25 protein-coding genes are annotated in these 19,475 nt (G+C 53.9%); 7 read left to right on the top strand and 18 right to left on the bottom strand.

All coding sequences use genetic code 11. The features are described from left to right. Positions 1–528 precede the first annotated feature (528 nt). Complete coding sequence (locus HQL44_08850) at positions 529–1,695, top strand: tyrosine-type recombinase/integrase (GenBank protein MBF0268688.1); 1,167 nt, start codon at positions 529–531, stop codon at positions 1,693–1,695. Here HQL44_08850 and HQL44_08845 read toward each other — a convergent pair. Next, a complete protein-coding gene (locus HQL44_08845; protein ID MBF0268687.1) occupies positions 1,692–1,982 on the bottom strand; it encodes a type II toxin-antitoxin system RelE/ParE family toxin in 291 nt (96 codons plus the stop codon). The genes HQL44_08850 and HQL44_08845 overlap by 4 nt on opposite strands. Then, positions 1,979–2,176: a hypothetical protein gene (locus HQL44_08840; GenBank protein ID MBF0268686.1), complete on the bottom strand. Its 198-nt coding sequence runs from the start codon at positions 2,174–2,176 to the stop codon at positions 1,979–1,981. Before HQL44_08840 ends, HQL44_08845 begins: the two co-directional genes overlap by 4 nt. 292 nt (positions 2,177–2,468) lie before the next feature. Between HQL44_08840 and HQL44_08835 the strand changes: the two genes are divergently transcribed. Then, entirely contained in the window at positions 2,469–3,338 is an 870-nt protein-coding gene (locus tag HQL44_08835; protein ID MBF0268685.1) for a hypothetical protein, read from the top strand. Further along, positions 3,338–5,074: a hypothetical protein gene (locus HQL44_08830; protein ID MBF0268684.1), complete on the top strand. Its 1,737-nt coding sequence runs from the start codon at positions 3,338–3,340 to the stop codon at positions 5,072–5,074. The genes HQL44_08835 and HQL44_08830 overlap by 1 nt, the downstream gene beginning before the upstream one ends. 691 nt (positions 5,075–5,765) lie before the next feature. Here HQL44_08830 and HQL44_08825 read toward each other — a convergent pair. The 4 genes from HQL44_08825 to HQL44_08810 form a co-directional block, all read right to left on the bottom strand. Further along, positions 5,766–5,975, bottom strand: a complete 210-nt coding sequence (locus HQL44_08825; GenBank protein MBF0268683.1) for a hypothetical protein — start codon at positions 5,973–5,975, stop codon at positions 5,766–5,768. Beyond that, positions 5,968–7,122, bottom strand: a complete 1,155-nt coding sequence (locus HQL44_08820; protein MBF0268682.1) for a hypothetical protein — start codon at positions 7,120–7,122, stop codon at positions 5,968–5,970. Before HQL44_08820 ends, HQL44_08825 begins: the two co-directional genes overlap by 8 nt. A gap of 328 nt (positions 7,123–7,450) precedes the next feature. Next, entirely contained in the window at positions 7,451–7,699 is a 249-nt protein-coding gene (locus HQL44_08815; GenBank protein MBF0268681.1) for a helix-turn-helix domain-containing protein, read from the bottom strand. Positions 7,700–7,798: 99 nt separating this feature from the next. Beyond that, positions 7,799–8,419 (bottom strand): hypothetical protein, encoded by a 621-nt coding sequence (locus HQL44_08810; GenBank protein ID MBF0268680.1) that lies wholly within the window; start codon positions 8,417–8,419, stop codon positions 7,799–7,801. Positions 8,420–8,770: 351 nt separating this feature from the next. On the opposite strand from HQL44_08810, the gene HQL44_08805 reads away from it, so the two are divergent. Next, on the top strand, positions 8,771–10,024 hold the full coding sequence (locus tag HQL44_08805; GenBank protein MBF0268679.1) for a site-specific integrase: 1,254 nt from the start codon (positions 8,771–8,773) through the stop codon (positions 10,022–10,024). Between the two features lie 5 nt (positions 10,025–10,029). On the opposite strand, the gene HQL44_08800 is transcribed toward HQL44_08805, so the two are convergent. From HQL44_08800 to HQL44_08790, 3 genes are read right to left on the bottom strand one after another with little or no spacing between them, the layout of a single operon-like run. Continuing rightward, entirely contained in the window at positions 10,030–10,254 is a 225-nt protein-coding gene (locus HQL44_08800; GenBank protein MBF0268678.1) for a hypothetical protein, read from the bottom strand. Next, positions 10,254–10,562 carry a type II toxin-antitoxin system RelE/ParE family toxin gene (locus HQL44_08795; GenBank protein ID MBF0268677.1) on the bottom strand — a complete coding sequence of 103 codons (309 nt, stop codon included), beginning with the start codon at positions 10,560–10,562 and terminating at the stop codon, positions 10,254–10,256. The genes HQL44_08800 and HQL44_08795 overlap by 1 nt, the downstream gene beginning before the upstream one ends. Before the next feature lie 8 nt (positions 10,563–10,570). Next, positions 10,571–10,849 carry a hypothetical protein gene (locus HQL44_08790; GenBank protein MBF0268676.1) on the bottom strand — a complete coding sequence of 93 codons (279 nt, stop codon included), beginning with the start codon at positions 10,847–10,849 and terminating at the stop codon, positions 10,571–10,573. Between the two features lie 332 nt (positions 10,850–11,181). On the opposite strand from HQL44_08790, the gene HQL44_08785 reads away from it, so the two are divergent. Then, entirely contained in the window at positions 11,182–12,531 is a 1,350-nt protein-coding gene (locus HQL44_08785; GenBank protein ID MBF0268675.1) for a RepB family plasmid replication initiator protein, read from the top strand. 83 nt (positions 12,532–12,614) lie between these two features. On the opposite strand, the gene HQL44_08780 is transcribed toward HQL44_08785, so the two are convergent. From HQL44_08780 to HQL44_08770, 3 genes are all read right to left on the bottom strand, one after another. After that, on the bottom strand, positions 12,615–13,166 hold the full coding sequence (locus HQL44_08780) for a hypothetical protein (protein MBF0268674.1): 552 nt from the start codon (positions 13,164–13,166) through the stop codon (positions 12,615–12,617). Further along, entirely contained in the window at positions 13,163–13,666 is a 504-nt protein-coding gene (locus HQL44_08775) for a hypothetical protein (protein ID MBF0268673.1), read from the bottom strand. The genes HQL44_08780 and HQL44_08775 overlap by 4 nt, the downstream gene beginning before the upstream one ends. A gap of 268 nt (positions 13,667–13,934) precedes the next feature. Beyond that, positions 13,935–14,270, bottom strand: coding sequence for a helix-turn-helix transcriptional regulator (locus HQL44_08770; GenBank protein ID MBF0268672.1), 336 nt, complete (start codon positions 14,268–14,270; stop codon positions 13,935–13,937). 259 nt (positions 14,271–14,529) lie between these two features. On the opposite strand from HQL44_08770, the gene HQL44_08765 reads away from it, so the two are divergent. Continuing rightward, complete coding sequence (locus HQL44_08765) at positions 14,530–16,407, top strand: hypothetical protein (GenBank protein ID MBF0268671.1); 1,878 nt, start codon at positions 14,530–14,532, stop codon at positions 16,405–16,407. Positions 16,408–16,422: 15 nt separating this feature from the next. On the opposite strand, the gene HQL44_08760 is transcribed toward HQL44_08765, so the two are convergent. The 6 genes from HQL44_08760 to HQL44_08735 form a co-directional block, all read right to left on the bottom strand. After that, positions 16,423–17,013 (bottom strand): hypothetical protein, encoded by a 591-nt coding sequence (locus HQL44_08760; protein ID MBF0268670.1) that lies wholly within the window; start codon positions 17,011–17,013, stop codon positions 16,423–16,425. A gap of 61 nt (positions 17,014–17,074) precedes the next feature. Further along, the gene (locus HQL44_08755; protein MBF0268669.1) at positions 17,075–17,254 is read right to left on the bottom strand and encodes a hypothetical protein; all 180 of its coding nucleotides are present in this window, start codon (positions 17,252–17,254) and stop codon (positions 17,075–17,077) included. 7 nt (positions 17,255–17,261) lie between these two features. Beyond that, entirely contained in the window at positions 17,262–17,585 is a 324-nt protein-coding gene (locus HQL44_08750) for a type II toxin-antitoxin system PemK/MazF family toxin (protein MBF0268668.1), read from the bottom strand. Continuing rightward, the gene (locus HQL44_08745; GenBank protein MBF0268667.1) at positions 17,572–17,799 is read right to left on the bottom strand and encodes an addiction module antitoxin; all 228 of its coding nucleotides are present in this window, start codon (positions 17,797–17,799) and stop codon (positions 17,572–17,574) included. Before HQL44_08745 ends, HQL44_08750 begins: the two co-directional genes overlap by 14 nt. Before the next feature lie 47 nt (positions 17,800–17,846). After that, positions 17,847–18,257: a hypothetical protein gene (locus tag HQL44_08740; GenBank protein ID MBF0268666.1), complete on the bottom strand. Its 411-nt coding sequence runs from the start codon at positions 18,255–18,257 to the stop codon at positions 17,847–17,849. A gap of 1 nt (position 18,258) precedes the next feature. Continuing rightward, entirely contained in the window at positions 18,259–18,465 is a 207-nt protein-coding gene (locus HQL44_08735; GenBank protein ID MBF0268665.1) for a hypothetical protein, read from the bottom strand. A 211-nt stretch (positions 18,466–18,676) separates the two neighbouring features. Between HQL44_08735 and HQL44_08730 the strand changes: the two genes are divergently transcribed. After that, the gene (locus HQL44_08730; protein MBF0268664.1) at positions 18,677–19,195 is read left to right on the top strand and encodes a hypothetical protein; all 519 of its coding nucleotides are present in this window, start codon (positions 18,677–18,679) and stop codon (positions 19,193–19,195) included. The last annotated feature ends 280 nt before the right edge of the window (positions 19,196–19,475 follow it).

The following is a 19,475-nucleotide window of genomic DNA, read 5'->3' as shown; positions in this document are numbered from 1 at the left end:
GAACCGGGGCGATCCAAGGAAGGAAACCGGGCAAAGAAAAAGCCTGCTAACCGCTTGGGTTAACAGGCTTTTTTACTTGGTGAGCGCGGAGGGGATCGAACCCGCGACCCTCTGATTAAAAGCCAGGAAGGACTTTGACTGTCAATCCGTCAACAATCGCGTCCGGCGCAAGGATAGCGCAGGCCATCGGCCAGTTTTTTGATTCTCTGGCTTCCGTGTGGCTTCCGTGGACGAAAGATGGCGAGGTTTGCCGCCCCCGCAAAGTTTACATAACTTATTGTTTTTATTGGTGCCCGCTGCCGGACTTGAACCGGCACGGAGGTTGCCCTCCGACAGATTTTAAGTCGAAATTCCAGGGTTCCTACGGCTTACCATACATTCCGAAATTGCCACCTATTATCTTATAAACAAACGATTTTACTTGATAGCCAGATTCCATGGCGTACCATCAAGGCCGCTGGATTTTGCTTACCCGTGCTTACCTCCTGCTTACCCGGAAAGCGGCTTGGGAAAATCAAGGATCGCCCTATGCGCCTGACTATTCGCAGCATCGAAACCGTCCCGGCGGGCAATAGCGATGTTTTCGCCTGGGATGATCTGCTGCCGGGATTTGGGTTGCGCGTGAAGCCCTCGGGGGTGCGCAGCTTTGTCATCCAATACCGCAACCGTCAGGGCCGATCCCGCCGCCTCACGATTGGCCGACATGGCGTGTTGACGCCCGAGGAAGCGCGCAAGGAAGCCAAGCTGCGACTGGCCGAAGTGCAGAAGGGCGAAGACCCTGTCGAGTTGCGAGAGCGTGAGCGTCATTCGCTGTCCGTCGCCAAGCTGTGCGAGCGCTATATGGAAGAACATGCGCTGGTGCATAAGAAGCCCCGCAGCGCCAGCCAGGATCGCCGCCTGATCGACAATCGCATTAACCCTGCCATGGGCAGCTTGAAGGTTGAACAGATCACTCGAGCGGATATTTTGAAACTGCAAAACGAGATGCGCAATACGCCCTACGAGGCGAACCGCGCCTTGGCCCTGCTCAGCAAAATGTTCAACCTTGCCGAGGCCTGGGAAATCCGCGCCCTCGATACCAACCCCTGCCGGCATATCAAGAAGAACAAGGAGCAAAAGCGAGAACGCTTCCTGAGCGCCGATGAGCTTTCCAACCTGGGCGCTTATCTGACCGAGGCAAAGAGCAACGCGATCCTGCATCCCACCATGATTGCCGGAATCAGACTGTTGTTGATGACCGGCTGCCGCCTATCCGAAGTGTGCGGTTTTCGCTGGGATGGATTGAATGCCGAGGCTGGCACGCTTCGCTTAGCCGATTCCAAGACCGGGGCCAAGACGATCTATCTTAGCCACCCTGCTTTGGACGTGATCAAGGGGCTGAAGAAGGAAAGCGACTGGATGCTGCCGTCCCGGCATGACAGCGAACTTCCGATGAAGGGGGACGCGCTGTATCAGTGCTGGAAGGTGGTCCGCGCTGCCCTGGGGTTCAAAGAGGTGCGGCTTCATGATTTGCGCCACACCTTCGCATCCTGGGCAGTAATGGGCGGGCAAAGCCTGCCGGTGACGGGCGCACTTCTCGGCCATACGGCCATGCAGACCACCAACCGCTATGCCCACTTCGCCTCGAACCCGTTGCGCGAGGCGGCGAATTTGGTGGGCGGCGAGATTGCGAAGGCGATGGGGCAAAACGCCTAACGATCCTGCGCCGGATGCCAGACGGAAAGAATCAGCACGGCTTGGCGCTTGGCATGGTCGGGATCGGGTAGGATTTCGTAGCGTATGATGTAGTGATAACGCGACACCACCATCTCCCGGTAGCCGCCGTCACGTTCAGCATAGCGGCGTGGCAAGCTTGATAAGCTGTTGCCCGCCTGAAACAGCGTTTCGGAAACGGCAATGGCCGCCAGGGGATTTTTCTCGAAGAGATAGGCCCGGACGCGCTCGACATCAAAGCGAGACTGATCCGACCAGAAGACCCTCATTTGTCCTTCGGGGCCGTTCTAGGCGCGGGGGAAGGCCTAAGGGGATCGGTTCCCCAGGTCTTCAGCCAAGCCGACATGGTTTCATGGTCGATGTAGCGACCTGCGGCAAAATCGGCGCGGCCCTGCTCGATCGCTTTCCATTCGGCATCGGAAAGGGCAGTTGGGTCGTTCTCGATCTTGCGCAGCGTGGACATGGATGGATTATGGCAGACAAGGGTAGCAGGGTTCAATGGGATTGGGGCATGGGGGGGGCGGTGATGGGTGGGGTAGAAGAGAATTTGCGGCACCTGAGCTTCTTCTGCGAATGCATCACGAGATTCTTACCGATTGCAGCCAGGGCCGTTTCTGAATGTCATTTGATAAGAAGGCGCTGCTTCAAATCACCGATCGCCGACCACAACCTATAAGATTCCTGCATCGCAGGCTTGCCCCCCCCCGTCATGGTAACAACACTTCCTGATACGGCGACTATTTCAAGGGGGGGGCGTGAGCTTGAGGAGGTGCCTGTTTGCACTGACTGCATTCTGCGCAATTGCTGCAATTGTGCTGGTGCCCCCTTTGCGTCTAGTATCCATTGAAATTATCCGCAATTACTGGATTGCTATTCTTATTGCATATGTTTTCTTCGGCTTAGTCTTTTTTACGTACAAAACGCGCGAAGACAACAAATACTCTGTTAAATATTTTAAGGAATCTGTGTATTTATTTCACCATTTTTTTCATGTTCAGATTCTTTTGCTTGCTGCATTAATTGCTTATTTTAAGGCACCAGCGGTTTACGACGACGTGAATACACGCAGCGTGCTTCTAGAGAATGCAATAATTGTTGAACGGGGAATTAAAGCTGAACTCAATGAAAAAGACCCGTCCATAAAGGATACAAAGCAAACCCCATTTAACGACACGGCAACAGCTGAAATAGCTAGGCTTGTTGAGCGCTTAAACGCTGCAAGATACAATCTTTCTGTTATTCAGAGCACGCCGCTTTCAGAAATTAAGTCATATTCTGAGTCAACGATTTCGCGCGAAGATGCGCCCATCGTTGCTGAAGGCTGGGTATATTTCGGAATAAAGAAGGGAGCTACGGTTACTTCTCCTCTCTTTAAAATGGAGAAGATGCCAGTCTCTGGGGAAATAATTTCCCCCACAGAAGATTTGAATATGCGCACCAGAAAGCCAATCCCCATTGGAGAAGGCAAATGGACGCGCGGAGAAATCATTGACTTCGTCAAGCAGGGCGGGCGCGTTCAGGTGCTTGAGGTTAATGACAAGGACGTTCCTGCCAGTTCCCGCGATGACACCTACTACATCTGGCTGAAGGTCAAGAAGCTGCCTGAGAAAGGCGCTGGTGGCTAATGGCTCAGCTTTGGTCGTCATTGTTGGATAAGGTGAAGGCCAGTCAGCGGCCTGGCTACGACAACGCTGCCGCCCGGGCTGCGGTTCTGGTCGCCTCCGGTCTTGCCCTTTTCGCTCCCGGCATTGATGCCCTGGCTGACGACGACCTGTCCAAGCTAAATACCCCCACTCGATCTTCTCTTGCCGATACCGTTCTTCGAACTTCGCAGCCATCGCCATCTGGCCTGAATTACACGGCGGGACCATTCCGGGCTTCGCTAAATCCATCCTTGCCCGATCAAACGGGCAGCGAATGGGGCCAGAACGCGTCGATGGGTATCGAATTGTCCGATTTCAGCGCCAAGATGAAATGGGACAACAAATACAAAACCCGGGGCGGCTTTACGCTGGGCGCGGTGCTGGACGAAGAGAAGCATTACGCCATTGGCGCCGGGTTCCTAACCAATCATCGCGCCCAGGAAGGCTATGGCCAATTCCAATTCGTCGTGCCGGAACTTGACCCCTGGTCCAGCTTCACCCTGGGCGAGCATGTATCGCAGGGCACAGAATATTATCTGCTCGATAACCGTCAGGTCCGCACCTACACCACCTATCTCAATTGGTTCAAGCGCAACCCGGGCCGCCAGGGTGTGAACGCATCCTTGCCGCCATCCTTGGCCGCCCCGTTGCAAACATTGATGGACAATGTTTCCTCGCTGTCGGGCACGGCCAGCTATGGCTTCAGCCCGATGGAACGCTCGGGCTTTCAAGGAAGCCCGCGCAGCAATGCGACCGATCTAAGCCTGCGTGCCGTCACCCCCAGCATCCTGGGTACCTATCTGCCGGTGTCGGTGGGAACCGGCGTCAACATCGCCCATTACGACCATGTCGATAACACGACCCAATGGAAGGCCGTGGGCAATGGCGGCTTGGGCGTGGCCTTTTTGGGCGGCGATTATTTTGGCCATTCGATGCGCTGGCTGGTCGGCATGGGCGGTGATGTTGATACGCGTGGCGTGGTTGGCGGCACGGCGGCTGCCGAGGCGGGGCCGTTGTCGCTCAGCTATCGCCAGACCAGCCACAAGGAACAAACCCTGCTGGCGTCCTGGCGGGTTTCTGACCTGTGGACCGAGGATCAGAAACAACGGGCCAGCACCTTAAGTGTCGCCAACGGAAACGGGCCTTTGAATTTCGCCTCCCAGCCCGTGGCCTCGTCGGAAGACCGCATGCGGGAAGCCGAAAGCGCTTTGGGCCGCCTGGGTTTCCTGCCGCCCACGGGTGGGGAAACCGCCAAACCCACATCGCCAGCCGCCGCCAAGGCCGGTATGCGCCTAACGCCAGGGGGTGTGGCCGAACAACCCCGCGCGGTTCAGGAATCGCTGAAGCGCTCGCAAGAACTGACAAAGGAAGCGCGGGACAAGAAGAATACAGAATTGCTGAATGCCAAGTGTGGCAAAGAAATGTGTCCGCCTAGGGCGCTGGTAGCGCAGACGCCATGGAATAATACAGATTTTGTAGGAGGCCAAGCGTCTAGTTGGGATGTCTCACAATTTTTTGATTGCGCTGAATGTACCTACTCCGGTGCTGTAGATGTCCTAGGTGGTGGCGCTCCATCGGCAACCTTGACGGTGAATGCTAATGGTACAATTATAGGTACTCCTGGTGGTGGTGAAGCTGGTATTGCTTATAATTTCACTGTTACGGCTACTAATAAATCTGGTAGTGCGAGTGTCACTGTACGTATAAACGTCCAATAAGACTCATTCCAAAAAGTGGGAAATGGGGTCTTCCAAAAAGTGGGAAATGGGGTCAGGTCTTGAATCTTGAATTTCTATTCTCTTTCTAAAATTCGTTCGTCACTTTTTACTCGCCATAGCTATTGAAATGGGGTCATGTATGGACGGCCTCCTACTTGCAAGGATTTTGATTGAGTAGGCGGCAGGAGTCTTGCGGTCATGTATCCGGCCTTTGATTGCGGCCATATGGCCGCTGGCCCTGATGGAATCCGCGAACTGGCACCCTATCAGGTCTGCGGACTTCATTGTCCTTGACCCCAAGCGGGTTCAGCCAGCCGTGGTTCGACCCATTTTGCCATCACTCTCTCTTTACCCTCGCAAGATCGGTGCAGCCGCTTAAGCGTTCAGGCTCAAGCGGCAATTGGTTGAGCGGTTTCCCGGTTTGGCGGCGTGCGCCGGAAGGTTTCGCCCCGGTTCAGCAGTGCCCAGGCGATGCGGGCGTTTTCATATACAAGGGGAGGGGGGTCAGGTCTTGATAGTTTCCTATTTTTTATCTCCCCCGCCCGCTTCCAGCCCCCCCTCCGCCGCACAACCTCCCAACCGCATATGTGGCCGCTGGCCCTGATGGAATCCGCAGACTGGCCAAGTCAGAAAAATGAGGTTCACCAGAGTCCCGCCGGTTTCCCGGCGGGGTTCATCATCGGCAGACAGATCAAAACGGCTCTGGGTCAGCCATCAGCGAGTAGAGGCCATCGGGGCGTCGATAGATACGCGGCTTCAACCCCTGTCTCGCATAATCCTGCATCATGTCGGCAAAATCCTGCTTGATGGCGTCCGGCAATTCCTCGAACAGTATTTCCTTATAGCCCAGCATATCCGCAAAGATGTTGCCGCTGCTTTCTGGCTTGATGGGATTACGCATGGTCGCCCCCTTCATCCAGGAAGATGTAGCGATTCATCGCCCGCTCGTAGCGCGCTTGCAGCTTGGCAGGGTCTTGAACGGCCTCGTTCATCATGTCGCATTCGATCTGGGCAACGATGCCGGGTATCTCCGAGATATCCAGCCCACGCGCCACGGCGTATGAGGTGGCAAGGCCCACGATCTGCTGGCGTAGCTGCTTCACGAGGGCTTGGCGGAACACTTCCTTGACCTGGCTGCGCAGGACATTCGAGGTATAGGGGGCCAGGGCTTCGCGCATCACGTCTTGAGCTTGCCGCCAGAAGGGGGCCACGTCCCAACGGGCCGTGTTGTTGTCGGCGGACTTGGGGTTCATATAGCGGATCGCCTCCATGACACCTACGAACACATCCCCCGCCTTGCTTTCCAGATCGGCAAAGCTGCGCAAGTTCCACTTGTTCAGCTCATCCTTTCCGGCCCGCGCTTCCACGCGCCAGACATCGCCGGTGAATTCTTCCCGGCTTAGGCCCCACAAGAACCACATCAAGTGATGCTCGGCCCGGTGAATCTCGCGTGTCTTGTCATAGATGGTCACTTGCCGGTTAGGCATCTTGCCAACCCGGATGGTTTCCAACCTTCGACCGCGCCGGTTTTCAGCCAGGTCGATTTCCTGGGCATAGTGAACGGCGGCTGTGCTGTTGCTGTGCGCCACGATGTTTTCGGCATCGGGGATGAAGCCATCCTCGGTGGCGAAATCGACGCAGTAATCGATGCGGCTGATGCGCTCGACAGGTGTTCCGCCATGGGGACCAATAACGCCCAGCCGGTCCAAGGTGGTCAGCAATTCCTCTTTGGCCCCCTGATATCCTCTTAAGGCCAATGACGCACTACGAACCGTTGCCCGCAGATTCCAGCGATCTGACTTCGTGTTGTTCATAATGAACCAGATTTCTTCCATCGGGCCGCGATTGAAGATGAAGGCATAGCCGCCCGACAGGCCGGTTTTCTTGACATGGCCGTGCACACGACCCGGCCCCAGGATGCAATAGGCCGACTGTTGTTGCTCTTGCGCTTCCGCCTTGGCCTTCTCAAGCACGGTCAAAACGCTTTGCGGAAGTGCGCCCTGAAAGGCGACGTCCAGCGCATCGAAATTGTGATAGATCGGTTTCATGAGAACCTCGTCTCGATTTGATTTCTGATGTGTTTGGTCACTCTGTGGGTGCGTGTTACAGGAACGCACCCTCCGCCACCGCGCGGGCCGCGCGGCCCGCTCGCTCGCGCTAGCACGGGCCTTGCCCGGCCCTGCGCCTTAGCTGGCTTACGCCTTGGCTGTAAAACGCTCGCCGCTGGGCAGAGGGGCAGATTCATGGATGAACTGCCCCCGCTGCTTGTCAGCTTATGACCTGATGGCGGCATCAAGGTCGTTTCGCCCACTTCGTGCCGAAGCGGTTCCCCGCAAACGGCCTTGACCCCGCCACTTGGGAAACTGGCATGGCCGGTCATGACGCCACCGCCCTGCCCCGGATCGTGTTGGCGCAGACGCGCTGTTCGATCCAGGCAAGCAAGTCGCGCCGCCGGTAGCGGATCGAGCGGCAGGAGACGCGGATATAACGGGGACCTCCGCCTTCCGAGCGCCATTTCTGGAGAGCCTTGCGGGTGTAGCCCAAAAGCTGGGCCGTCTCCCGCTCGGTCAACAGCCGATCCAGAAAATCAGGATCAGGCGGTTGTGATGGTGTTTGGTTGCTCATGGTCTGCGTTCCTCTCAATGAGTTGCAGACCCAGCAAACGATAATTGACGGGTAAAAATCCCCCGCGTGGTTCCTCGTCATTCCTCGTGGAAGGGAAGATTAGGCCTTCTGGCCTTTGGGGGCGGTCAAGGCGCGTTCTCGCAATTGCGCATGAAGGTTGCGGAATTTTCGGCGCAGCGTTTCGTCGTCGGGAACGCTGGCGTTCTTGGCCTCAATCCGATGACGGAGTGCGCCAAAGAACGCGCCTTGGGTTTCGGGGATTTTTCCTTCAGCCGCCATCATGATCGCCTCTTCCCAGATCAAATCCCAGTTATGGATAGTGGGGGCTGGTGCGCGTTTGGGATTAATGGGCAGGGCCGCAGGTGAATTAATTTTGCCAGGCGCGGCGCAGGCAGTGACAGCCTTAACAAATTCTATCCAATTCTTAAACTCGCGAATTGTCAGGCCTTCAAAGGGAAGACACGCGCTTAGATTGGGATAATCGGGTTCGCGCCGTAAAACTCTCCGATCTGATAACTCTGCCTCTTCTTCATCAATTGAAGAACGAAAGCCCCGCTCACCAAATTCTTCGAACAATAGCTCAGAAGCTTCTTGCAATGAAATGCCAAGCGCTTGCTGCACTGCCTGCGGCAACATGGCTCTTGGAATCCTAATTCTTGCTTCCTGGTCTTCGTCGCCGTCCATCGCCTCTTCCAAACGAATCGAAACGCCTGCAGCCATGTTAGCGGTACAAACAGGGATAGAAAATCGGAATCAGTAGTAGCCGGATGGGTAGGTCGTTGGCTGCTTACCTCCTGCTTACCCCGAAGGAGGCGCTTACCTAGTTGGGCCGCCACCATATGAGCTAAGCCTTTGATATTTGGTGCCCGCTGCCGGACTTGAACCGGCACGGAGGTTGCCCTCCGACAGATTTTAAGTTAGCTGAAACGCATTCACATAGCTACACATAGTTTTTCAGAATCGTTTGTTTTCATAATGTTATTGACTACCACCTTCTCATGCCGGAACATGATTTACCCCTCCATCGTCTAAAAATGGGGGACAGATGGGGGACAAAATGAGGCAACAGATATGGCAGTTTCATGGAAGTCTGTTGTGCCGGGAATCCGGTACAGGGAACACGAAACCCGCAAGCATGGCATTCGCCCTGACCGCTATTTCACGCTCCGTTTTTACGTGAACGGCAGGCGCGTGGAAGAGGCTTTGGGCTGGGCGTCCGATGGCTGGACGGTTGCCAAGGCGCAAGAGGAACTGGCGAAGCTGCGCGAAACCAAACGCACCGGCAAGGGCGAAGCCACCTTGCGCGACAAACGCGAAGCCAACCTCAAAGCCAAGACGAAAGCCATTGAGGAAGAGACCAGCCGGGCGCGCCAAGAAAGGACGGTTGCCGATTTGTGGAACCGTTACGCCAAGGAAGTCATGGCGCTTGAAAACAAGCCGCGCACGATTGCCGAGAAAACCCGCCTTTGGGAAAAGCGCGTTATGCCTGCCATCGGCGCACTCAAGCTCAAGGACGTAACCGAGGAAGACGCGGGCAGCGTGGTCCGCTCACCTCTGAGGCTGGACAAGGACGGCAAGGTGATCGGCGGCAAGGCGGAAGCTGGAAATCTGTACCGTCTATTGCATCACCTGTTCAGCAAGGCCCTGGCTTGGCACTTGCGCCCCAAGGAAATGGGAAACCCGCTTGAGAATATCGCCGAACCCAAAGTGCCGCGCCGTGAACGGCTTTTGACTGCCGGGGAAATCGGGGCGTTGATGAAGGCTTTGGAACAGGCGGAAAAGAAAGGCTCTGAGCTTCCCCAGGTAACGGCCATCTTCAAGGCAGCCATCTTTACCGGCTGGCGCATCAGTGAATTGCTCTCCCTGCAATGGGGCCATATCAGACCCGAAGAAATGGAAGCGCATTTACCCGACACCAAGACGGGCTTTTCGCGCCGTCCCTTGTCGGCAGAAACCTTGGCCGTATTTGAAAGCTTGGAACGTATGCCAGGGGTGCCGCATGTCTTTAGGGCAGCAAGCGACCCAACGGAAGCCCTGAGCTATGACACGGTAGAAGGCGCTTTCCGGCGCATTCGCCAATTGGCTGGCGTTCCCAACTGTTCGCTTCACACCATCCGCCATTGGTTCGCCACCATGACGGCCAATGCCGTCAGCAATCCGCGTGTCGGCATGGCCTTGACCGGCCACAAATCGCATGCGGCCTATATGAACTATATTCACGGCGATAAGGATCAGGCCCGAGCCTTGGCCGATCAGTTGACGGCATTTGCCAAGGGACTTGGAAAATCCGAAAGCCCGGTGGTGCCGCTCAGGAAGCAAGGGTAGGCGATTTATTGTTTTGGAACCGGCTTCGCTTTGTTGTTATGCCGAACTTCCTGCACCACGGCATCGGCATATTCTGCTACTTCATTTTCGGTCATATTGGCGGGATCATTCGCCGAAAATTTCTTAATACGCACGATATACAAGGCGTCTGCCTCAACGCCCTCAAGGGCATCAGCAAGCACCTTGGGCAATTCATCGCCACGATAAACTCTAACTATCGGCTCGCTCATTAAGATGGTCCGTTGTCTTGGGCAAACATGCGCCGCACGTCACGGGCACCGTGAACAACATGCACGACCTGAATTCCGCCCTGGATCACATCGTAGAAAATCAGATAATTCCCAAATGGGAACATCCGCACTTCTGGCAATAGTTCATCGCGAACTCGGCCAATAAGCGGGGAATGGGCAAGCGTTCCGAATGTTTTTTGAAGAGCAAAATACCATTCCCACGCAGCATTCTCATTTTCAGGAATGATTGCGGTCAGGATTTCATTAATATCGCTTTTGGCGCTATCGGCTAGGACGAAGCGAGACATTCAAGCTGCTATCTGTTCGGAAAATGCTTGGCTCGCAATTCAGCAAAAGCTGCTTCGCCATCAACAAATCTTCCGGCGGCAATATCATCGCGGCCTTTTTGAATTGCCGCACGCAAAGCGACCAGCTTTTCTTCGTCCGACTCATCAAATTCTTCAACCGTAATCCGAAGATGCGAACCGAGAACCGGGCGTTCTTTCAAAACGCTCGCCAATTCCTTCGGCAACTTTTCGGCTTCGATCATCACGGATGCACTTTGGCGCATGGCTGCGGCCTCCTGGGTTTTCATGCCTGGATTATATCATTTTGCCAGCACAAAACCACCCCTTGCCAACCGCCCGTTTTTCTTCGTTTTTTTAGCCCGTAGCAGCATATTTCCTTTGCTGCTGTTTATATGTTTGCCTTGTTTGGGCTTGAAAAATCGTCGGTTTTTATAGCGTTTCCGTGCTGTATTGGGACGGATCGGGGGCTGTATTGGGACGGATCGGGGGCGCTATTGGGGCGGATTGGTGCCCCTATGGGGACGGATCGGGGTGCCATTGGGACGAAAGGGGGAGACTTGGGGACGTTGCGCCAATGCGTCCCCATTCTGCTAAACTTGGGCCATAACCCAACCCGCCAATGCCTTCGCCTATCGTCGTTTCCAAAATTGACCGCAACAAGCTGGTGGTAACGCAAGCCAACAAACTTGCTGAAGCCAGCTACACCATGACGCTTGAGGAAAAGCGCATCGTGCTTTTGCTTGTCTCGCTTGTGCGGTGCGAAGACAAGGATTTCAAAACTTATCGCATTCCCATTACCGACATCCGCGACTATCTGGGCTTGCGCACCAACAAGCTTTACGAGGACATCAAGCGCGTGGCCGAAGCGTTGCTGTCTCGCGTGTTGCACATACCGGAAGAGGGCGAAGGATGGTTGAAAGTCGGCTGGGTATCATCGGCCCGCTATGTGCCCAAGGGATACAGGGGAGCGGAAATCGCCTGCCTGGATTTATCCTTCTCGCCGGAAATGAAACCCTATCTTCTGGAATTGAAAGCGCACTTTTCAAGCTACATGCTGCAAAACGTGGCAGGGTTGCGCAGCTTCTATTCCATCCGGCTTTACGAGATTTTGAAAAGCCGACGGCGCATGAAAACTGTTTCCTTCAAGGTGCCGGAACTGCGCAAAATCCTGAAGGCGGAAAAGAAATATGGAAACTACAAGGATTTTCGCAACCGGGTGATTCTGATTGCGCAAAGCGAATTGGCCGAAAAAACGGACATTGCTTTTGAATATTGTGAGACGCGCAAAGGCCGCAAGGTGGTTGGCGTTTCCTTTTCCATCCGTGACAACGTGCCGCGCACCCCGCCACGTTCCATCATTGCGCAAACGAAACCAGCCAACGACAACCAACCGCCCTTGCTGCCATCAAGCGATGCCGACAAGGAACGCAAGCAGCTTTATAACGAAGCGATGGCCGAAGGCGAACAGAATGGCGTTCGGGCAAGTGCGATGCGCGAGCTTCTGGCGCGGCACGAACCCCAGCACGTTTTGAAAAATATTGAATTGGCCAGAAAGCGGCACTTGGCTGCCAAGGGCAGGGACGTGAATCTTGCCGGTTTGACGGTGGCGGCTATCAGCAACGACTTTGCCGCCGATGATCGCGCCAAGCGGCAAGAGGCCCTGGCGAGAAGCAATGCCAGGGTGCTTGCCATGACTGAACAAGAGCTTGAGGATGAAGCCAGAGAGGAAGCGCAGATCGCCCGCAGGCGCGATATCAACGCCAAGCTACAAGCACTGCCGAAGGCCAAGCTGAAGGCGCTACGCAACGCCTTCGCCAAGGAAGTGAAGGCAGGCAAACATGGTGCGGTTCTTGCTGCCAGCTTTGCGCAAAGGGGCTGGAATGCGCCGGGCATGGAAAACTTCTTTCGTGTATTTGTTACATTAAAGCCTGGAAGTAGGGCGCGCAAAAAGGTAGCAATCAAATGCTAAGGCACCTTATTAGAAGAAAAAATATTAGTTTTCAAACAATAATAATAGTGTCCTCGTAGCATGAGAGCTTTGATCTGGACCCGCTAAGGTGGCGGAAAATACGTATTTATTATTATTCTATGCTCTTTTTTTATCATAAACCATAAATCTTTGTATTTCTGTGTCTTCACCTGCATATCCCATGCATAGTAATACGCAAGTACAGAACCAATAAGAGGCAGCGCGATAAACAAATTATCTGTCAACTGTATGTATTGCTTTAGAATAACTACTATGGCTGATGTTATTATACAAAGAGAATCAGAGGCCTCCACGCACGAAGCGCCCATGATAATTTTTCTCAATGAAACATGGACCACAAGAAGCAAAGCAATTATTGCAAGCGTCCAAACAGGCCACGCCCCTCTTCTTGGTTTAACCGATTTTGCCTGCTGCCGAAGCACATTGAATGTTTGTAAATGCGCGTTGTCTTTCTTAGCTAACTGAATATATTCAGAACTTGTTTCAACATCATGATTCCAGCTTTCATTCTCGTCAATTATTTTCTCGGAATACACCCTCAAATACTGACAAATCCCAGCAGAACCATAAGTAGAAGCTACTAAAAGTGTAAACAAAGTATAATCATCACTCATGCCGCATCCTCACGAATTTCTGAAGCCCTTTGCAAAAGCAACTCTGTAATACGATCTTTAATAAATGCGGCTTCAGCATAAGAAAAGTTTGGTCCTTTCTGGAAATAATACCCTCTTGGAGCAACTAAGAATGGGTAACCACTATAATTGACAACCAAGGTTTCTCCTAATTTTAGGCGACTTGATCCGTTGTGACTAAATACTTCTTTTATGCTTTGAAGTGTATCTTCACTTGATGCCAGAACATCCAACGTGACCTCATCGTCACATTTGCATCCTTTAATGCCATCAAGCACTTTATTTATAACAGGATCCTCGTCTCCAATCACAAGCGTCATACGGCGATCAGTAACATTTAATTCTTTACTTGTGGCTGACATAATCATTTTTAGGGCAGATACAGCCTTGTCTTCTGTGAGGACATAGAGATTATTCTGCGGTAGTTTTTTTGCATTAAATACGCTAAAAATTGCTTGAAGGATTCCATCTGGCACGTCCACCTCCCTACTCCTTGTGAGCCATAGCAACCAAACTAGCTCCCGCCAAAACGAACGAAAACCGGAGTTCTCCACGCTGCGAAGCTTTTCAACGCCGAATTCCATGCGATCATCATAGCACACACAACTTATTGTCAATAGATTTACCCCCGCAAATACGAACGGTAGGGTAAATTTATGGGGATAATCAGTCAAACTGCCTGAAATATCGTTTAACGAACAATCTGTGTGTGCTTAGAGGCGAGGCAAAACAAAACAAGGGGCTGGGAAGCTACCTGTCCGCCCCAAACGCAGACATGGCCGAAACAACTTCGGCAACTGTGCGCAGGGTCCGGGAATTCAAGGAGAGAAGCGCCGCCTGGATTTCCAGGCGTATCCGTTCGTCTTCCGAACCGGCTTCCGGCAACGCCCCAAAGCCAAGCAACATATCGGGGGTCATGCCTAACACTCTGCAAATCTTAACGAAAGTTGCGAAGTCAGGTTCTCTTTTGTCGGAAACATAGTTCGCGTACCGTGACTGGCTAAGACCAAGCCGCCGGGCCACTTCCGTGTCCGACAAACCCAATTCACGCGCACGAGCGCGAAGCTTTTCACCGAGACCATCCATCCTTTTCTTGTCTCGTGAATGCAAGGCACACGCTAACGACTATTCGTGTTGTTTGTAACAACGTTTTGTCGTTGCCCGGCATCCCCCCTCATGTTATTGACACGATAAGCTTATCAAGGGGGTCTTGTTAGTGCCGTCCGGTCTTCGCAGCGCATTAATCGCAAGTACCGCGCTTGCCCTGGTGTTGTCCACCGGGCGTTGGGGAATTGCGGGTGAAGCACTGCCCGTCCTGGGAAGGTCCGATGGGGTCTTTCGGGGGTTGAACGACAGCCAGGATAGCGAGGAACCCCAAGACAGAAGCCTTGGCTTCGATAACGCCAACATCTCAGTCCGGGGCAAGTGGGATAATCGGTATAAATCCCGAGGCGGCATGAGCTTTGGGGCCACCCTGGACGAAGAGAAAAGCCAAGCCATCGGCGGGGGCATCCTGACCAACGAACGAGCCAGCGAGTTCTACGGCCAATATCAGTTCGTGCTGCCCAACCTCGATCCGCTGTCTTCCTTCACCTTGGGCGAGTACGTCACCCGTGAGGAGAACTTCTACACGGAAGGGAATCGGCAAGTCTGGGGTTATACGACCTACCTGAATTGGTTCAAACGGAGCGATGGCAGGCAATCGCCCAGTGGCGATTTGCCGCCCGGTCTTCGTACCGGTCTGCAAACGCTTTTGAACAATGTCTCTGCACTGTCCGGCACGGCGGCCTATACGCACAACCCGTTGGTCAGGCAGGGCACGGAAGGTTCGCCCAGAACCAACGCGCTGGACCTGTCACTCCGCGCCGTAACGCCGTCGGTTTTCGGCGAGTATTTGCCTGTCTCGGTAGGGGCTGGGGTCAACACAGCCCATTATCACCATGTTGATAACACCACCCAAAACAAAATCGTCGGAAACGGTGGACTTGGCATCGCCTTCATGGGAAGCGACTATTTCAAGAATCCGATCCACTGGCTGGTGGGGGCTGGCGGCGACGGCGATACGCAAGGCGTCGTGGGGGGAACGGCTGCAGCTGAACTTGGATCATTGTCCTTCAGTGTGCGCCATACCAGCGACCAGCAAACAACCGTTCTTGCCGCATGGCGCATGTCCGATTTGTGGACCGACAAAGAAAAGCAGCGTGCCAGCACCCTAAGTGTTGCCAACGGCAATGCCCCCCTGTCGTTCGCTGCATCGGATCGTGGGGCTGGCATGTCCGAGCAATTTTCTCGCGCCGAAAACAGCTTGATGCGCATGGGATTCCTGCCGCCAACCGGCAGTGAAACCATCCGGCCTGCCGACGGGCAGCGTACGTCCGCCTCGCTGCAATTAAGCCCGGCTTCCGTTGCCCAGCAGCCCTTGCAGGTGCAGCAGGCCATCAAGCGCACACAGGATTTGCAGAGGCAAGTGACGGCACAGAAGAATAGCGAGGTGAGAAATGGATCGAGTAAGGCTGTCATTGTAGGTCTTACATTGTCAGCATCGGTCGGAACAAAACTGGCAAATCAGCTTTGGGCGACAGCAACCAGCATTTCAAATGCAAGTGCATCTACTTTCTACGCAATCAACACCACTTGGCCTGATACACGCCTAACTGTCTCAGTCACCTCCAATGAAATCAGGGTTGATCTGAGTCAGACTTGTATGGGGTCCATCCGGGTCTATCAGGACAACGTTTCCCTGGGTGAGGTGCCTACACACCTTACCATGGGGCTTGGTTGCTGCTTCATCGCCGGAACAAAAGTTCTGATGGACGACGGTTCAGAAAAAACGATTGAGGAAATCTCAGTTGGCGAATGGCTGAAAGGTGCTGACGGACAAATCAACCAAGTCGAGGTTCTGCATCGCCCGATGCTTGGCAGCCAGCACCTCTATTCCATCAACGGCTCGCGCCACTTCGTAACTGGCGGCCATCCCTTCATGACGAAGGAAGGCTGGAAAGCCTTTGATGTGGGGCTGGCGGAACAGACGAATCCCGGCCTTGTGCTTGGCCCGCTTCAAGTTGGCGACTTTATTATTTCAGACAGTGGCGAAACACGGATCGAAACCATTCAGGCGCAATCTGCATCGCCTGAGACGCAGCTATATAATTTTGCCGTTTCTGGCAATCGCACTTTCTTCGTCCGCGAGGGTGGTAACGCCTTTTTGGTGCACAACAAATAACCCACCATCTTATTTTCAGTCCGCTTTATTCAAAGACAAATACCTCTTCAATGGCGGCTCGTAATTGCAGCAGGGATGAAGCCTAAAGCAATTGTATCTGTACTGCCAAATCTGCAACTTGGCAGCCAATGCCTTGTCGCTCAATCTGCCCGGATTCCAAAAGCGGTAGAATTCCTCTTCGTCGATTTGTCGGCTTTGCTCGACAAAGCAATTGTGCCATCGCAGATCATGCCTGTTCAAAACATGGATGATCCCGCGTTTGCGGCAAAAGCGTGTGAAGGGGTGAAGGTGGCAAACCTTTTTTCCCCGTCTTAAATCCGTTTTCAGGAACATGGCGTGATTGGGGGTGCGAACGCTTTGTACGCAAATGCCAAGCTTGGCGAAAAAAGAAAGCGCCTTTCTTAGAAATCTCACGGCACTTGTCGCAGTCAGGCTACGGCAGAGACCAAGAAAACGAATCTGGGTTGCGATATCAATAGCCGTTATCTGATAACGTTGCGGCCTGATCAAATGCTTGCTTTCGTCCGGCACGGCCATGATATCGATGTGCAACTGAAAGCCGGGATAGGGGGCATGGGCCGCAAGGGACTGTTTGGTATGCTGCATATTTGTTTTTGTTCATGCCCAGCATACAGAGGCAAACATGAAATTAGCATGAAATGCGTTTTTACGATTTCATTTTCGATTCATTAAACCGGGCCGTTTCTTGCCAACATTCAAGTTCGCGCAATTCCTTTAGGCAGGCATCCCGCGATTCGTCCATGCCTTCCATCGCGCAACTGAAGGCGACGGCACCAAGCACAATGCGCTTGCGATCTTCCAGGCCAAGATTTTCGTAATAGCGCATGGCAAGCTCACAAAAAACCAAGCTGGACCTTTAGCGCCTGTTCAATGGCCTGCATGTCGGCAGGCGAAAGCGTTGCGATTTTTTCTTTCAAACGTATCTTGGCAACCGTGGCGATTTGATCGGCCATTGCCTTGCGGCTTTCGCCCTTCAAGGTGACGTAAGCCTCGCACGGGTAAAGGCGTGTGGTGTTGCTGGTGATCGGCACCACCTGGACTCGGTTAAGGGCCGCATTGGACGAATCGTTGCTGATGATGACGGCGGGGCGGGTCTTCTGGATTTCGCCGCCCAGCGAGGGATCAAACGACACCCACCAAACGTTACCGCGCTTCATGCGCCGCGTCGTGCGTTGTCGCCTCGGCCCATTCCATCGCTTCGTCTTCGCGGGCCTTGTCGTTTGCCATGTCACGATAGGCCGCCGCCAAGTCTTGGGGCATCACATGCGGGCGGGCGAGATTTTCCAGAAAATTGCCAATGCGCCGCCGCCCGACCGAACGTTGCAGGCCTGCGTAAAATTCATCGGAAACGGAAATCGTCAGTTTCTTCATGGTTTACGTAATATATACGTAAACCATCGGCGGGGCAATCCCCGCTTTCACGTCAAATCATCTTCCAGCGCCTTCAACACGCATTCGGCGGATTGGCGTTCAAGCTCTTGCTTCTGCTCCTCGCCTTGCTGGAATTCAAGCGCCTTGTTCTGTTCGATGAAGTCGATGCGTTGGCGCTCCATGCGCGATTCCAGCGACCTGAAAAAATCGTCCTGCTCTTGCTGCATTGTGGTCAATGGCAGAGTCACGCCGAACTTGAGGGCATATTCCTTTTCCTGCTCCTTGCGCAGTTTCCATTTCGCATAGCTGATCTTGGCAAGCTGTTCGGTTTTCACCTTCTCTTCCCTAAGACGCTGTTCAAGCCGTGCAAGTTCACGGGAGGCGGAAACATCGCCCGCCTCATCGGCAGGCGGGCCTTCCTGGCTACGGGTTAGAAAACGGCGCAGGCGGTTCAGCATGTCACTTCGAAAGCGCTATGGCGATAAGCAGGCCCGCAGCCATCGCCAGGAACATCTTAAAATTCTTTGGAAAGCTCCGGCGGAATTGTTCCTTGCTGGCAAGTTCTTCGTCCGCCGATTCTCTGGCATGGCGCATCATGGCATCGGCTTTGCCCTGAATCAGCCGTTGCCTGTATTCCTCTTTGGCCCGCTTTTTGGCCTCGCGCAAAACTGGATTGAACATATCAAACATTGGCGGCTTCCCTCCCCTGTGCCTTCCGCCCCCTAAGGCTACACAGCTTTTGGCCGAATGGGAATATGGCGCGATTTGCCAGTTTCACGAAGCGGGGGCATAATTTCCGTGAAACTTCACCCCCCCTTCCATGAATGCACCCCTTCACGGCCCAGCCGGTAAGCTTCCACCCTTCATTAATCTTGAGATGGCCGCCTTGTTGGCAGGCGTTACCCGGCGCACTTTGCAAAACAAGCTGGCATCCGGGCAGATACCGGCCAAAGCCATCAAGATGGATGGACGGATTAAGCTGGTATCGGTTGCCGTCCTGGAAAGCGTCTTCGGCAAGCTGAAGCCTTTGGCGAACGCTTCACCCCGCAAGCATGAAAGCCTGGATGAAGTTCATGGAAGCTTCCATGAAGCCGCCGAGTTGCGGGCCAAGCTGACTGCCAAGGGTGAAATCATATCCAGCCTGCAAGCCACCCTGGACCATGAGCGCAAGGACCGTGAGCACGAACGCGAGAATTGGCGGGTGGCCCTTCGGGAATCCCAGGCCAATCTGTTGGCAGCGCAAGACACCCCAACCGCCCGTGCCCTGGCCGGTGCGCCCAAGGAACCGGCCATCGTCGTTTCGTCAGTCGCGCCGCAGCCCGAACCCAGAAAGCCAAAACCGCGCCGCGAGAAGAAAGCCGCCTCGCCTTGGTGGCAATCTTTGTTCGCCAACTGACAGCCGCCCGCTTCCCTCCCCTATCCTGGCATTCCCCTAAAAGCCCTCAATGAGGGCTTTTCCCATTGGCCGTGCGAAGCACGAAGGGGCGGGTGCCGGGGTGTGGGCGGCAACGCGACAGGCCATGACGGTTTGAGGTTTAAGCTGACGAATGAGCGATAAGCGAATGAGGAAGCTTAAAGTTCAAAGCGGAATGGAATGGAGCGTTTTGTAATTAGAATTCACGCTCAGTTCATTGTTTGACATGTAGAATATAGATTGTAAGGTATACATGTGCAAG

The organism is Alphaproteobacteria bacterium (assembly GCA_015231795.1).
Lineage (GTDB): Bacteria > Pseudomonadota > Alphaproteobacteria > Rhodospirillales > WMHbin7 > WMHbin7.
Note: the sequence above shows the minus strand (reverse complement) of the source record. Positions and strands in the feature narration are given on the sequence as shown.